Source organism: Micromonospora sp. RB23 (assembly GCF_053585025.1).
In genome coordinates this window covers 1,780,033-1,794,333 of the sequence record NZ_CM132111.1, presented here as the reverse complement: position 1 = coordinate 1,794,333, position 14,301 = coordinate 1,780,033, and the positions used below count along the sequence as shown (strand labels likewise).

General features: G+C 72.1%; 13 protein-coding genes. 2 read left to right on the top strand and 11 right to left on the bottom strand.

Translation table 11 applies throughout. The annotated features are described in order from the left end of the window. Window positions 1-39: 39 nt before the first annotated feature. The 4 genes from ACTFTM_RS08320 to truB all read right to left on the bottom strand — a co-directional run bounded on the left by ACTFTM_RS08320 (window position 40) and on the right by truB (window position 5,009). Entirely contained in the window at window positions 40-2,430 is a 2,391-nt protein-coding gene (locus ACTFTM_RS08320; protein ID WP_449565241.1) for a polyribonucleotide nucleotidyltransferase, read from the bottom strand. A gap of 226 nt (window positions 2,431-2,656) precedes the next feature. Then, entirely contained in the window at window positions 2,657-2,926 is a 270-nt protein-coding gene (gene rpsO, locus ACTFTM_RS08315) for a 30S ribosomal protein S15 (RefSeq protein ID WP_007456699.1), read from the bottom strand. Between the two features lie 191 nt (window positions 2,927-3,117). Beyond that, window positions 3,118-4,047, bottom strand: coding sequence for a bifunctional riboflavin kinase/FAD synthetase (locus ACTFTM_RS08310; protein WP_449565240.1), 930 nt, complete (start codon window positions 4,045-4,047; stop codon window positions 3,118-3,120). Window positions 4,048-4,124: 77 nt separating this feature from the next. Further along, on the bottom strand, window positions 4,125-5,009 hold the full coding sequence (truB, locus tag ACTFTM_RS08305; RefSeq protein WP_449565239.1) for a tRNA pseudouridine(55) synthase TruB: 885 nt from the start codon (window positions 5,007-5,009) through the stop codon (window positions 4,125-4,127). Between the two features lie 171 nt (window positions 5,010-5,180). Between truB and ACTFTM_RS08300 the strand changes: the two genes are divergently transcribed. Both ACTFTM_RS08300 and ACTFTM_RS08295 read left to right on the top strand, forming a co-directional pair. Beyond that, a complete protein-coding gene (locus tag ACTFTM_RS08300) occupies window positions 5,181-5,483 on the top strand; it encodes a hypothetical protein (protein WP_449565238.1) in 303 nt (100 codons plus the stop codon). A gap of 12 nt (window positions 5,484-5,495) precedes the next feature. Beyond that, a complete protein-coding gene (locus ACTFTM_RS08295; RefSeq protein WP_449565237.1) occupies window positions 5,496-6,506 on the top strand; it encodes a hypothetical protein in 1,011 nt (336 codons plus the stop codon). Between the two features lie 11 nt (window positions 6,507-6,517). Here the strand turns inward: ACTFTM_RS08295 and ACTFTM_RS08290 are convergent, their stop codons facing one another. The 7 genes from ACTFTM_RS08290 to infB form a co-directional block, all read right to left on the bottom strand. Further along, entirely contained in the window at window positions 6,518-7,840 is a 1,323-nt protein-coding gene (locus ACTFTM_RS08290; RefSeq protein WP_449565236.1) for an MATE family efflux transporter, read from the bottom strand. Between the two features lie 562 nt (window positions 7,841-8,402). Beyond that, complete coding sequence (locus tag ACTFTM_RS08285; RefSeq protein ID WP_449566575.1) at window positions 8,403-8,612, bottom strand: DUF6186 family protein; 210 nt, start codon at window positions 8,610-8,612, stop codon at window positions 8,403-8,405. After that, window positions 8,612-9,019, bottom strand: coding sequence for a hypothetical protein (locus ACTFTM_RS08280; RefSeq protein ID WP_421475037.1), 408 nt, complete (start codon window positions 9,017-9,019; stop codon window positions 8,612-8,614). The genes ACTFTM_RS08285 and ACTFTM_RS08280 overlap by 1 nt, the downstream gene beginning before the upstream one ends. A gap of 113 nt (window positions 9,020-9,132) precedes the next feature. Next, window positions 9,133-10,158, bottom strand: a complete 1,026-nt coding sequence (locus tag ACTFTM_RS08275) for a DHH family phosphoesterase (RefSeq protein WP_449566574.1) — start codon at window positions 10,156-10,158, stop codon at window positions 9,133-9,135. Window positions 10,159-10,187: 29 nt separating this feature from the next. Then, window positions 10,188-10,679: a 30S ribosome-binding factor RbfA gene (rbfA, locus tag ACTFTM_RS08270; protein ID WP_449565235.1), complete on the bottom strand. Its 492-nt coding sequence runs from the start codon at window positions 10,677-10,679 to the stop codon at window positions 10,188-10,190. Between the two features lie 128 nt (window positions 10,680-10,807). After that, a complete protein-coding gene (locus ACTFTM_RS08265; RefSeq protein ID WP_039905658.1) occupies window positions 10,808-11,104 on the bottom strand; it encodes a DUF503 domain-containing protein in 297 nt (98 codons plus the stop codon). A 90-nt stretch (window positions 11,105-11,194) separates the two neighbouring features. Beyond that, entirely contained in the window at window positions 11,195-14,209 is a 3,015-nt protein-coding gene (gene infB, locus ACTFTM_RS08260; RefSeq protein ID WP_449565234.1) for a translation initiation factor IF-2, read from the bottom strand. Between the last annotated feature and the right edge of the window lie 92 nt (window positions 14,210-14,301).

Below are 14,301 nucleotides of genomic sequence, written 5' to 3'. Positions count from 1 at the left end.
CCCGGTTCGACGAGGGGTGGGTGTTACAGGTGCTGGTGGTCAGCTGTGCCGGGTCCGGCGACGCGGACGCTCGCCGCCCTCGCCACCACCCTCGCCGCCGCCACCCTCGCCACGGTCACCGCGCTCCGGGCCACGACCGCCGCGGTCGCCGCCACGCTCGCGGTCCCCCCGGTCACGCGGACCCCGGTCACCCCGGTCACGGCCGGACGGACGGTCGCCACCGGCGGCCTCACCGGCGGCCGGCGCCTCGGCGCCCTCCGGACGGACCTTGTCGAGGTAGATCTTGCCGCGGGCGTCGATGTCCGCGATCTCGACCTCGACCCGGTCACCGACGTTGAGGAAGTCCTCGACGCGCTCGACCCGCTTGCCGTCGCCCACCTTGGAGATGTGCAGCAGACCGTCGCGGCCCGGCAGCAGCGAGATGAACGCGCCGAACGCGGCGGTCTTGACCACCGTGCCGAGGAACCGCTCGCCCTGCTTCGGCAGCGTCGGGTTGGCGATCCCGTTGATCCGGTCGACGGCCGCCTGGGCCGACGGGCCGTTGGTCGCGCCGACGTAGATCGTGCCGTCGTCCTCGATGGAGATCTCGGCGCCGGTCTCGTCCTGGATCGCGTTGATGGTCTGACCCTTCGGGCCGATCACCATGCCGATCTTGTCCACCGGGATCTTGACGGTGGTGACCCGCGGCGCGTAGTCGGACATCTCGGCCGGCGACTCGATGGCCGCCTTCATGACGCCGAGGATGACCTGCCGGGCCTCGTTGGCCTGCTGCAACGCGGCGGCCAGCACGTCCGACGGGATGCCGTTGAGCTTGGTGTCGAGCTGCAACGCGGTGACGAACTCCGGCGTGCCGGCGACCTTGAAGTCCATGTCACCGAACGCGTCCTCGGCGCCGAGGATGTCGGTCAGCGTCACGTACTGGGTCTTGCCGTCGACCTCGTCGGAGATCAGGCCCATGGCGATGCCGGCGACCGGCGCCTTCAGCGGCACACCGGCCGAGAGCAGGCCCAGCGTCGAGGCGCAGACCGAACCCATCGAGGTGGAGCCGTTGGAGCCGAGCGCCTCGGAGACCTGCCGGATGGCGTACGGGAACTCCTCACGCGACGGCAGCACCGGGATGAGCGCGCGCTCGGCGAGCGCGCCGTGGCCGATCTCGCGCCGCTTCGGCGAGCCGACCCGGCCGGTCTCACCGGTCGAGTACGGCGGGAAGTTGTAGTTGTGCATGTAGCGCTTGCGGTTCTCCGGGGACAGCGTGTCCACCATCTGCTCCATGCGGAGCATGTTCAGCGTGGTGACGCCCAGGATCTGGGTCTCACCGCGCTCGAACAGCGCCGAACCGTGCACCCGCGGCAGCACGCCGACCTCGGCGGTCAGCGGCCGGATGTCACGCGGGCCACGACCGTCGATGCGGACCTGCTCACGCAGCACACGGCTGCGCACCTCGGACTTGGTGAGCGACCGGAAGGCGGCGGACAGCTCCTTCTCCCGGCCCTCGAAGCGGGCGCCCAGCTCCTCGGCGACCCGGACCTTGACCCGGTCCAGGGCCTCCTCGCGGTCGGCCTTGCCGGCGATGGTGAGCGCCTCGGCGACCTCGCCACGGGCCAGGTCGGACACGGCGTCGTAGACGTCGTCCTGGTAGTCCAGGAAGACCGGGAACTCGGCGACCGGCTTGGCGGCCACCTCGGCCAGCTCGGCCTGCGCCCGGCACAGCTCGCGGATGGCCGGCTTCGCGGCCTCCAGGCCGCTGGCGACGACCTCCTCGGTCGGGGCGACGGCGCCGCCCGCGATCAGGGTCACGGCGTTCGGGGTGGCCTCGGCCTCGACCATCATGATCGCGACCTCGCCGTCGGCGAGGGTACGACCGGCCACGACCATGTCGAAGGTGGCGCGGGCCAGCTCCTCCAGGGTCGGGAAGGCGACCCACTGGCCGTCGATGTGCGCGACACGGGTCGCGCCGATCGGGCCGGAGAACGGCAGGCCGGAGAGCTTGGTCGACATCGAGGCGGCGTTGATGGCCACAACGTCGTACGGGTGCGCCGGGTCGAGCGCGAGGACGGTCTCGACGACCTGGACCTCGTTGCGCAGGCCCTTGACGAACGACGGGCGCAGCGGCCGGTCGATCAGGCGGCAGGTGAGGATGGCGTCCTCGCTGGGCCGGCCCTCGCGGCGGAAGAACGAGCCGGGGATGCGGCCCGCGGCGTACATCCGCTCCTCGACGTCGACGGTCAGCGGGAAGAAGTCGAACTGCTCCTTCGGCTGCTTGCCGGCGGTGGTGGCGGAGAGGACGACCGTCTCGCCCAGCTGGGCGATGACGGAACCGGCGGCCTGGCGAGCCAGCCGACCGGTGGAGAAGGTGATCTCGCGGGTGCCGAAGGACCCGTTGTCGATCACGGCGGTGCGGGATTCGGTGCCGAGTTTGGTCTCGGTCATGTGCTGTCGTGCTCCTTCGCGTCGTGGGCCCACGACGTAGGGGAGCTGCTCAGCCGGCCGGTCTTCGATCGAAGCGCCCGGGAGGCCGGCGTGCTGCCGGGTTCCCGGGGGCCACTACCGGAGACCGGTACGCTGACCGGCTCCCTATCGGGTGGTCGCGCGGCCCGTGTTGTTTCAGGTGGGACGCGGATCGGGGGAGCCGCCGTGCGGCCGCTCCCCCGTCACGTCACCGGCGCAGACCGAGCCGCTCGATGAGCGTCCGGTAGCGGGCGATGTCCTTCTTCTGGACGTAGTTGAGCAGCCGACGGCGACGGCCGACCAGCAGCAGCAGCCCACGGCGGCTGTGGTGGTCGTGCTTGTGCACCTTCAGGTGCTCGGTCAGCTCAGCGATCCGCTTGGTGAGGACCGCGACCTGCACCTCCGGCGAACCGGTGTCGCCCTCGGCGGTCGCGTACTCCGCGCGGATGCTGGCCTTGGCTTCCTGGTCGAGCGCCATGTTCTCCCTGTTTCAGTGGGTTGATCAAATGGGTGTCCGTCGTCCCGATCGGGACCGGGAACGGACCGGTTCCTCGCACCCGCGGCGTCGAGCAGGCACGCGAGGCCCCACGCCGGTCACCCGACGTTCCCGCAAGACTACCAGCACTCACCGGTAACACCCTGCCAAGGGCCGCGTGGCCCGGTGGATGATCAGCTCAGCGCGCGCCGGGTGCGCTCGACGTCCTCTTCGATCTGGGCGATCAGCGGCTCGATCGAGTCGTACCGGACCTGCCCGCGTAGGTGCGTCACGAAGTCCAGGGCCAGCCGCTCGCCGTAGAGATCACCGGAGAAGTCCAGCGCGTACGCCTCCACGCGCCGCTCCCGGCCGGAGAAGGTCGGGTTGGTGCCCACCGACACCGCGGCCATCAGCGGCTCGGGCTCGCCCCGGCGGATCATGCGGGCGGCGTACACCCCGTCGGCGGGTACCGCCGCGTACCGGTGGCAGAGCAGGTTCGCGGTGGGGAAGCCCAGCACCCGGCCGCGCTGGTCACCACGGACCACCACGCCCTCCACCCGGTGCGCGCGACCCAGCGCCCCCGCCGCGGTCCCCACGTCACCCGCGTCGACGCAGGAGCGGATGTACGTGGAGGAGAAGACCGTGCCGTCCGCGGCGATCAAGGGGCTCCCCTCCACCCCGAAGCCGAAGGTCTGGCCCAGCCGCTCCAGCAGCGCCACGTCGCCGGCCGCGCGGTGCCCGAAGCGGAAGTTGTCGCCGACCACCACCAGCGCCGCGTGCAGGTGCTCGACCAGGATGTCGTGCACAAACTGCTCGGGCGGCAGCCGGGAGAACTCGGGGGTGAACGGCACCACACAGAGCACGTCCACGCCGAGGGCCTCGATCAACTCGGCCTTGCGGCCCGGCTCGGTGAGGATCGCGGGGTGCGAGCCGGGGCGGACCACCTCGGCCGGGTGCGGATCGAACGTGACCACCACGGACTGCACGCCCAGTTCCCGGGCGCGGGCCACGGTGTGCCCGATGGTCGCCTGGTGCCCCTTGTGCACGCCGTCGAAGACGCCGATGGTGACGACCGAGCGCCCCCATCCTCCGGGCGCCGCGTCGTACCCCCGCCACCGCTGCATGCCTCTCCTCCCCTGCTGTCCCGCCCGTCGGCGGGTCGACTGCGCCGGCCGGGGGCCGGCGGACCTGCGTCCCGCCGTCAGGCCGGGGCGAGCACGATCTCCGCGCGGGCCCGGCCGTCCCGCTCGCTGACGATAGCGATCAGACCCCCGGTGGGGCCGAAGACGGCGTACGGCCCGGCGATGCCGGCCGGGTCCAGCGGCCCGCCGTGGCCGAGCACCTTCGCCTCGTCGGGGGTCGCGTCGCGGCGGGGGAAGAACCGGTCGGCCGCGGCGTCGAGCGGCAGGTTCACCACCTCCGGGGCGCGCTCCTCCAACTGTTCGAGGGTCGCCGCCTCGGCGAGGGCGAAGCCACCCACCGCGGTCCGGCGCAGCGCGGTGAGGTGCCCGCCCACACCGAGGGCCAGGCCCGCGTCCCGGGCGATGGCCCGGATGTACGTGCCCGAGGAGCAGGTCACGTCGATGTCCACGTCCACCACGTCCGGCTCGGCGCGGCGGATCGCCAGCACCTCCAGCCGGGAGATGGTGACCCGGCGCGCGGGCAGGTCGACGCTCTCGCCGTCACGTACCCGTTTGTAGGCCCGCTGCCCGTCGATCTTGATGGCGCTGACCGCGCTCGGCACCTGGTCGACCTCGCCGGCCAGCGCGGCCAGCGCGGCGCGTATCGCCTCGTCGGTGACGTGACCGGCGCCGGTGGTGGCGATCACGTCGCCCTCGGCGTCGTCGGTGACGGTGGCCTGGCCGAGCCGGATGGTGCCGGTGTAGCTCTTGCCCGCGCCGATCACATAGGTCAGGAGGCGGGTGGCACGGCCGACGCCGATCACCAGCACCCCGGTGGCCATCGGGTCGAGGGTGCCGCCGTGCCCGACGCGGCGGGTCTTCGCCAGTCGGCGGATCCGCGCCACCACGTCGTGCGACGTCATGCCGCCGGGCTTGTCGACGACGATCAGACCATCGGTGCTCACGTCGCCCAAGCCTGCCAGACGACGGCATCGGTCAGCGGACGGCCCCGACCACCCCTTCCGCAGGTCCGGCCGATCCGCTGGTTCGGCCGGTTTGTCCCACGGGTCGGCCCGCGACCCCTCGAAGGTGCGAAGATCATCCGCCCGCTCCCCCGGACAAGGACCAGGACTCCGATGACCCCCGACCGCCGTCCCGCCCACGAGCACCGCGCTCGGGTCGATCTGCCGCACTGGATGCGGCATCCGGCACCGAAGCGGCGGAACCCGGCACGCTACGTCGACGACCTGATCGAAGGCTCGCGGGCGCTGCGGACGGTCCGCCGCGCGATGTGGCGCCGACGCGACCGGGCCCGGTGGAGCGAAACGCACCCACACCTCGTCGCCGTGCTGTCGTTCATCGCGGCCGCCGTCCTCGGCACCGCCCTGGTGACGGGCACCTACTACCTACTCGCGCTGGCCACCAGCGGCGATTACTGACGGGAAAGAACCATGACGCAGTCGGCGCCGAACGAGCCCACATCCCCGGGCCCGACCGATCCGCCCGCACCGCCGGCCGCTGTCGCGGAGGTCAACCCGGTGGCGTTACCGGAGTGGATGAACTCGGCGCAGACCGAGCACCCGCCCACCGGCTGGGAGCGGGTCCGCTTCTTCTCCGCCCGGCACAACGGCGCACTGATGGTGGGGCTCGGACTGGTGCTGGCCCTGGTCATGGTCGGCGGGGGCCTGGTGATCGTGGACCGGGTCGCCGACGGCGTCCGCACGTCCACCGCGGCGACGCCCACCCCGAGCGGCACCCCGCCGGTGAGCAGAGTGGGCGAACCGCGGGACCTGTTCGCCGGCTCGCCGGCGGCCTCCTTCGCCCCCGCTGAACAGGCCGTGCGGATGCCGGCGGCGAAGGCCACCGGGCCCTTCAGCGAGGCCCAGGTACGGGCGGCGCTGGAGACGGTGCGTAAGGGGTTGGTCGAGAGCCGACTCGACACGTCCATGCTCACCGGCGACCCGGAACCGTTCCTCCGGCTGCTCGCCCCGGACCTTCGTGAGCAGCTCAGGTCGGACTTCACCGGCAACGCCTTCCTGCGGTACGCGACCAGGATGGCGTCGCCCTCGGACTGGGAGCCCGGTATCCGCGCCGACGGACGGGTCACCTACCGGGCCACCACGGAAAACGGCACACGGATGCTGGAGGTCTCCACCGAGTTCGTGTGGGCGTACCCCTTCGACGTGGACCTGCGGGCGCCGGCCGGCGCCGGTGTGGTGGCGCTGCGGGACCGTGTGGTGTGGCAGGTGCCGCACCCGGAGGACGTACCGGCTTCCGCTCGGGGCCTGTGGATCGTCTCAGCGGAGGCGGTGACCTGGAACGCGGACTGCGGCAAGCTCCGCGACGGCTGGGTGCAGGAGCAGTTCTGGGTGGCCGATACGCACGGAGATCGGATACCCGCGGGCGACCCGGGCACGATCTTCGATCTCGACGCGTCCGCGCCGACCACCGTCCGCTGCTGACCGGCGAGCGGTCAGCGGACGGCCCCGACCACCGCCCATCTGCCCGAGCGCATCCGCAGCAGCAGGGCGAGGAGTCGGATCACCACGAACAGGGTGAGTCCCGCCCAGATGCCACCGAGTCCCAGGTTCAGCACGTACGCCAGCCAGATGGCCGGCAGGAACCCGCCGAGTGCCGCCACGATGGTGAGGTTGCGCAGGTAACGGACGTCACCGGCGCCGATCAGCACGCCGTCGAGCGCGAACACCACCCCGGCCAGGGGCAGCATGGCGACGAACCACGGCCAGGCGACCATGGCCTGCTCGCGGACCTGCCCGTCCGAGCTGAACCAGGACGGTACGACGCCCGCGCCGGCGGCGATGACCACTGCGAAGGCGACGCCGCAGAGACCGCCGAGCAGCCCGATCCGGCGGGCCAGCGCCCGTGCGCCCGCCGCCTCGCCGGCCCCGAGCGCCGCGCCGACCAGGGACTGCGCGGCGATGGCGAGGGCGTCGAGCACCAGCGCCGTGAAGAACCACAGTTGCAGGGCGATCTGGTGGGCGCCGACGGCGGCGGCGCCGAACCGGGCGGCGACCGCCGTCGCGGAGAGGAAGCTGGCCTGGAACGCCAGGCCCCGGATCAGCAGGTCACGGCTGAGCACCAACTGGTCGCGGATCAGGCGCGGCTGGGGCCGCAGCGACACCCGCTCGGCGACCAGGGCCCCGGCGAAGAGCACGCCGGAGAGGGTCTGCGCGACCGCGTTGGCGACCGCCGAGCCGGTCAGGCCCAGGCCGGCGGGGTAGACCAGCAGCGGGCAGAGCAGCGCGGAGACCAGGTTGGGGCCGAGCACGAAGTACAGCGGGCGTCGGGTGTCCTGCACGCCGCGCAGCCAGCCGTTGCCGGCCGCGGCGAGCAGCAGACCAGGGGCACCGAGCGCCGCGACGCGCAGCCACTGAGCGGCGGCGCCGGCAACGTCGCCACCACTTCCGGCGAGGGTACGCGCCAACGCGCCCCCGCCGATCTGCATGCCGATCGCGACCAGCAGTCCGACACCGAGCGCCAACCACGAGGACTGCACTCCCTCGGCCACCGCCGCCGCCCGGTCGCCGGCGCCGAAGCGACGGGCCGAGCGTCCCGTGGTGCCGTACGCGACGACCGTGCCGAGCCAGGCGGTGAGTGTCATCACCGTGCCGCCGACGGCGAGCGCGGCGAGGGGAACCCGACCGAGGTGGCCGACGACGGCCGTGTCGACGAGAACGTAGAGCGGCTCGGCGGCGAGCACCACGAGCGCCGGCAGGGCGAGGCTCGCGATCCGGCGTGGTGAGGCCGATCGGTCAACGGTGGCGGTCTGGCTCATCGCCGCCGATCGTGACACGAGCGCGGTAAGGACTGCAAGCGCGTCGCAGGCTTACCCCGCACCGAGGGAGCAGGGTGCCCAACCTCGTCGATCTTGCACTTTGTGCTGGCGAAATGCGCCTTGGGGCCAGCTTCGTCACCACCGCAAGTGCAAGATCGGCAGACCGGGTGGGTGTTGAGGGTGCGCTGGTTTACCCGGGGGGTTACTGGCGGGTGTCCATTGACGTCTGCAGGGCGCGGCGAGCCTGCTCGCGGGCGTCGTCGGTGGTCTCGGGCTTGGGCTTGTTCGGCATGGTGGCGCTCCTTCCAGGGTGCGAGCCACCGGCACGCGGCGGCCCTCACGGGCGGTCGTGCTGAGCGCCGCCGCACGGCGGTCCGGGGTTACCGGAGCGGCCGGCTGGGCAGCGAGCCCGGGTCGGTCCGACCCTGGAGGGAGGCAGCGCGAGGTGTGGCACCACCGCCCACGACCTGCACCACAGCGCGGTGCCGGCCGTCTCCCAAGTTATCGTTCAGGTCCATATGCTGCCCACGGTTCCCGCCATTTGGACGGCCGGAACCCCGCCTCAGCGGGCCAGGAAGTGCCAGCCCAGCCACCACCAGAAGCCGAACAGACCGATCCTGCCCACCGGCACCGGCCCGACCTCGTAGCGCATCACGTAGGCGCACACGTCGCTCATCGTGGGGATCCGGGAACCCTCCCGGCGGGCCAGCCACTCGATGCCGGCGAAGAGGACGAGCGCGGTCACGAAACCGCCGATCGCGAGGGCCCGCATCATCGCCGCACCAAACCCCAGAACGCGGCCAACCAGGCGAACCACGCCGCCGACCGGGTTAGATGATCCTCCAGTAGCGGGTCGGCGAGCCGGGAGAACGTGGGAAAGTCGTCGCCCACGGCAAGGACGAAGGTCGCGCCCTCGAAGACCCCGAAGATCACCACCGGCAGGGCCCACCACGCCGCTCCCGCACCCAGCCGGGGCGGCGCCGGACGCCGGGGCACCCGGTTGCTCAGACCGAGCCAGATCAACACCCCGCCGGTGCCGAGCGTGTAGAGATTCGCCTCGGTGGAGAACGACGCGAACCGACCACCGACGAGGGAGAGGCAGAGGAGAACCGGGACGGAGACGGCGGGCCGATCCCAGGCTCGGGGGGCCTCCACGGTGAGATCGTGCGGCTGCTCCATCCCGCAATTCTTCCCGGTCTCACGCAACGCGGGAAGGCCAACACTCCCCGGAGTTGACCCTGAACTTGCCGCGGCGACCACCAGCGCCACCGCGGCGGGCGAGCCGCGCGCGATCAGCCGACGCCGGAGATCAGCGCCTCGCCCAACTCGCCACGGATCGCCTCGACGACCTGCTCGGCGCTCCCCCGGCCGGTGAACCCGGCCGCGAACCTGTGGCCACCCCCGCCCAACGCGACCGCCACGCGGCTGACGTTCACCGCGCCCTTGCTGCGCATCGACACGGCCCACTCCTCGGGCGCGGTCTGTTTCAACACGCAGCTCACGTCCGCCTCGGCGGTGCACCGCACCGAGTCGATGAGCGCCTCCAGCACGTACGGCCGCTGGTCGTGGCGGGCCAGATCGTCGAGGGTGGCGAACGTCCACACCAATCCCCGACCGGCGGCGGCGGCCGGCTCCAGACGAGCACGGCCGAGGACCTCTCCGAAGAGACGAACCGCGCCGAAGGGCCGGGTGTCGAAGACGCGTCGGGAGATGTCACCGGGCGAAATACCGGTAGCCAGCAGCCGGGCGGCCATCTGGTGTACGGCCGGAGTGGTCGCCTCGAAGCGGAACGAGCCGGTGTCCGTGGTCAGCGCCACGTACAGGCACTCGGCGATGGCCCGGTCCGTCGTCACGCCCAGCCGTGCCAACAGCCCGTCGGCGACCACCGACGTGGCGGCGGCTCCCGGGTCGACCAGGTTGACCGTGCCGAAGCCCGGATTCGAGGCGTGGTGGTCGAGCACCAGCGCGGCACCGGCCGTCGACAACCGGTCGGCCAGCTCACCGAGGCGCGACTCGCTGGCCGCGTCGAAGCAGATCACCAGGTCCGGTGCCGGGTCCGCGTCGCTCGCCGGGACCAGAAGCTCCATCCCGGGCAGACCCCGGAACGGCTCGGGCACCTCCGGCGGCCCGGGGAAGGTCGCCTGCACCCGGTGTACGCCGAACTGACGCAGGCCCAGACCGAAGCCGAGCATGCTGCCCAGCGCGTCACCGTCCGGGTTGACGTGGCAGACCAGCAACACCCGGCCGGTCGACGGGAGGGCGCGGATCAGCGCCTCGGCCGCCGCCCAGTCCGCCTCGGACGGACCGACGTCGACCATCGCGGCGAGCTGGGCACCGGCGGCGCCCGTCACCGCGCCGCCCCACCCCGGGGGTTCTCCGTGACGTCGGCGACCTCGTCGGTCTCGTCGACCTCGTCCGTCTCGTCGTCGACCCGGTACGGCTGCGCGTCGCCCGCGTACTCGGCCCGGGCAGCGAGCCGCTGCACCTCCGCGTCGGCGTTGCGGGCGGCGGCGAGCAGGTCGTCGATGTGCTTGACCTGGTCCTGCACGTCATCGAGGACGAACGTCAGCGTCGGCGAGTGCCGCAGCCCGAGCGCCTTGCCGACCGTGCTGCGCAGCAGCCCCTTGGCGCTCTCCAGAGCCGCCGCGGTGTCCGCCTGGGCCACCGCGTCACCCAGCACGGTGTAGAACACCGTCGCGTCGCGCAGGTCGGCGGTGATCCGGGCGTCGGTGATCGTGATCATGCCCAGGCGCGGGTCCTTGATCTGGCTCCGCACCACCGAAGCCACCAGCTCACGCACTCGTTCCGCGTGCCGGCGTACCTTGGCCGGATCAGACATCTCGCCACCTCCACGGCGTCCCGCTCCCGGACGGCCCGACGGCCCAGGAGGCCGCCGGCCGGCCGGCCAACATCTCGAACACTACCTTCGCGGCGGCGCCGGTCGCCGGGCACCGCCGGCCCCGTGGGTCAGTCGTCGTCCACGCCGTACAACCGGCGTCGGACCGACAGCAGTTCGACCTCGGGACGGGCCGCCACCAGGTGCTCACAGGAGTCGAGCACCTCGCGGACGTGCGCCGCTTCGGCGGCGACCACGGCCACCGCTATCTCCGCTCGACCGTGCAGGTCGAGCGCACCCACCTCGGCGGCCGACACCTCGAAGCGGCGCAGGGCCGCCACGATCGGCCGTACATATGATCTCTTGGCTTTGAGCGACCGGGAGTCGCCCGGCAGCAGCAGGTCGAAGACCGCGGTTCCGGTGAACATCGCCCCGGACGATACCGCCACCCCACCCCGCATGATCAAGGGGTTTACGCCGGTCGGCGTAAACCCCTTGATCAGCGTGTCACTGCCGGATCAGGCGCGAACCTTCTCCCGCATCTCGAAGGTCTCGATGACGTCGCCGACCTGGACGTTGTTGTAACCACCCAGGGTCAGACCGCACTCGAAGCCCTCGCGGACCTCGGTGGCGTCGTCCTTGAACCGCTTGAGCGAGGTGATCGTGAGGTTGTCCGCCACGACCGTCCCGTCCCGAAGCAGCCGAGCCTTCGCGTTGCGTCGGATGATGCCCGACCGGACGATGCAACCGGAGATGTTGCCGATCTTGGACGAGCGGAACACGTCGCGGATCTCCGCGGTGCCCAGCTCGGCCTCCTCGTACTCCGGCTTGAGCAGGCCCTTGAGCGCTGCCTCGATCTCCTCGATGGCCTGGTAGATGACGGTGTAGTACCGGATCTCCACGCCCTCGCGGTCGGCCATCTCGCGGACCTTGTTCGAGGCCCGCACGTTGAAGCCGATGATCGTGACCGGCTCGGACGACGCGCTGGCGAGCATGACGTTGCTCTCCGTGATCGCACCGACGCCCCGGTCGAGGACCTTGAGCTGGACCTCCTCGGGGATGTCGAGGTTGAACAGCGCGTCCTCGAGGGCCTCCACCGAACCGGAGACATCGCCCTTGAGGATGAGGTTGAGCGAGGTCTTCTCGCCCTCCTTGAGCTGCTCCATGAGCGTCTCAAGAGTGGCCCGGCCACGGGAGTTGGCGAAGGACGCCGCCCGTCGCCGTGCCTGGCGCTGCTCGGCGATCTGCCGCACCGTACGGTCGTCCGCCGCGGCGAGGAACGTGTCACCCGCACCGGGCGGCGCGGTCAGACCCAGAACCATGACCGGACGCGCCGGACCAGCCTCGGAGAGCTGGTTGCCGTTCTCGTCGAGCATGGCCCGGACCCGGCCGTGCGCCCCACCGGCGACGATCGAGTCGCCCGCCCGCAGGGTGCCCTTCTGCACCAGCACCGTCGCCACCGCACCGCGGCCCTTGTCCAGGTGCGCCTCGATGGCCACACCCTGCGCCGGCCCGTCGATCGGAGCGGTCAGCTCCAGCGACGCGTCGGCGGTCAGCAGGACGGCCTCGAGCAGTTCCTCGATGCCGATGCCCGGCTTGGCGGCCACGTTGACGAACATGGTGTCGCCGCCGTACTCCTCAGCGACCAGTCCGTACTCGGTCAGCTGCTGGCGGACCTTGTCCGGGTTGGCGTCCGGCTTGTCGACCTTGTTGACCGCGACCACGATCGGCACGTCGGCCGCCTTGGCGTGGTTCAACGCCTCGATGGTCTGCGGCATGACGCCGTCGTCGGCCGCGACGACCAGGATCACGATGTCCGTGACCTGGGCGCCACGGGCACGCATGGCGGTGAACGCCTCGTGACCCGGGGTGTCGATGAACGTGACCGCCCGGTCCTCGCCCTCGTGCGGGACGTGGACCTGGTAGGCGCCGATGTGCTGGGTGATGCCACCCGCCTCGCCGGCCACGACGTTCGCCTTACGGATGGCGTCGAGCAGCTTGGTCTTACCGTGGTCGACGTGACCCATGACGGTCACCACCGGCGCACGGCTGACCAGACGCTCCTCGGCCACCTCCGCGTCGAGGTCGATGTTGAACTGCGCGAGCAGCTCGCGGTCCTCGTCCTCCGGGCTGACGATCTGGATGTCGAAGCCCAGGTGCTCACCCAGCAGGTGCAGGGTGTCGTCAGAACAGGACTGGGTCGCGGTGACCATCTCGCCCAGGTTGAACATCTCCTGGACCAGCGAACCCGGGTTGGCGTTGATCTTGTCGGCGAAGTCCGACAGCGAGGCGCCACGGGAGAGCCGGACGACCTGACCCTGACCCCGGGGAGCACCCGAGCTCATGGTCGGAGCCGACAGGTTGTCGAACTCCTGTCTGCGCTGCTTCTTGGACTTGCGACCGCGCGTCGGCCGACCACCCGGACGCCCGAAGGCACCCGCGGCGCCGCCGCCACGACCACGACCGCCCGCACCCGGACGACCGCCGCCACCGGCCGGACCACCCGGACGGAAACCGCCACCGGGAGCACCGCCACCGCCGCCGGGACCGCCACGGTAGCCACCGCCACCGCCGGCACCCGCGCCGCCACCGGGGCCGCCGCGGTAACCACCGCCGCCGCCACCGCCACCGCCGGGACCGCCACGGAACCCGCCGCCACCGCCACCGGGACGGCCCGCGCCGCCACCGGGGCGACCCGCGCCACCGGGGCCGGGACGACCGGCGGCCGGACGCTGACTCGGCATGGACGCCGGGCTGGGCCGCGGCGGCATGGAGTTCGGGCTCGGCCGCGGCGGCATACCCGCCGGGCTGTTCGGCCGGGGGCCACCCGCACCGGCGGCCGGCGGCCGCTGTTGCTGGCCGCCCTGGATGCCGAACGGGTTGTTGCCGGCACCGCGCGCCGGCGGACGACCGCCGGGGCGGGCACCCGGACCGGGAGCCGGCGTGTTCGGACGAGCTGCCGGTGAACCGGGACGGGGCGGCATCGCCGCAGGACCCGGACGAGGACCGGGCCGGTTGCCGTCGGCCGGAGGCTCCCGGCGGACGGGGTTCTCACGCTGCTGCTGGCGGGCTGCCTGCGCGGCCTTGACCGCGGCCTCCTGCTCAGCCTTCAGCGCGGCGGCGCGCGCCTCCGCGGCCGCCACCTCGATGTCGTGGGCACTCGCCGGCTTGGCGACCGGGGCCGCCGACTGCGGCGCACCGGGCACCGGACCCTTGGGCTTCGGACCGGGCACCGGCGCGGCCGGCCGCCGAGGCGGCATCGGCTTGGCCGAGACCCGGGGCGCTCCCGGGGTCGGTGACGGCGTCGGGGTCGGCGTCGAAGCCGGCGTCGGCGCGGGCGCCGACGGGGCGGCCGGCGCCGGGGCACCGGCGGACGCGACGAATGCGTTCCTCAGCCGTCGGGCGACGGGCGCCTCGACCGTGCTGGACGCGGACTTGACGAACTCGCCCATCTCCTTGAGCTTGGCGAGAACGGTCTTACTCTCGACCCCGAGCTCTTTTGCAAGCTCGTGTACGCGGGCCTTGCCTGCCACTGCACTCCTCACTCCGAGGTCGTGCGGGCAGCACCCGCAGCGACCTCACTCGTGCACTTGAAGCCTGGTCATTTCAGGGACTTCATCGTGTG

Coding starts and splice junctions, on each gene's coding strand:
- ACTFTM_RS08310 (WP_449565240.1), bottom strand. CDS start 4,047: ATGCAGCGGTGGCGGGGGTACGACGCGGCGCCCGGAGGATGGGGGCGC.
- rpsO (WP_007456699.1), bottom strand. CDS start 2,926: ATGGCGCTCGACCAGGAAGCCAAGGCCAGCATCCGCGCGGAGTACGCG.
- ACTFTM_RS08265 (WP_039905658.1), bottom strand. CDS start 11,104: ATGTTCACCGGAACCGCGGTCTTCGACCTGCTGCTGCCGGGCGACTCC.
- ACTFTM_RS08285 (WP_449566575.1), bottom strand. CDS start 8,612: ATGCGGGCCCTCGCGATCGGCGGTTTCGTGACCGCGCTCGTCCTCTTC.
- ACTFTM_RS08280 (WP_421475037.1), bottom strand. CDS start 9,019: ATGGAGCAGCCGCACGATCTCACCGTGGAGGCCCCCCGAGCCTGGGAT.
- rbfA (WP_449565235.1), bottom strand. CDS start 10,679: ATGTCTGATCCGGCCAAGGTACGCCGGCACGCGGAACGAGTGCGTGAG.
- ACTFTM_RS08275 (WP_449566574.1), bottom strand. CDS start 10,158: ATGGTCGACGTCGGTCCGTCCGAGGCGGACTGGGCGGCGGCCGAGGCG.
- ACTFTM_RS08300 (WP_449565238.1), top strand. CDS start 5,181: ATGACCCCCGACCGCCGTCCCGCCCACGAGCACCGCGCTCGGGTCGAT.
- ACTFTM_RS08320 (WP_449565241.1), bottom strand. CDS start 2,430: ATGACCGAGACCAAACTCGGCACCGAATCCCGCACCGCCGTGATCGAC.
- ACTFTM_RS08295 (WP_449565237.1), top strand. CDS start 5,496: ATGACGCAGTCGGCGCCGAACGAGCCCACATCCCCGGGCCCGACCGAT.
- ACTFTM_RS08290 (WP_449565236.1), bottom strand. CDS start 7,840: ATGAGCCAGACCGCCACCGTTGACCGATCGGCCTCACCACGCCGGATC.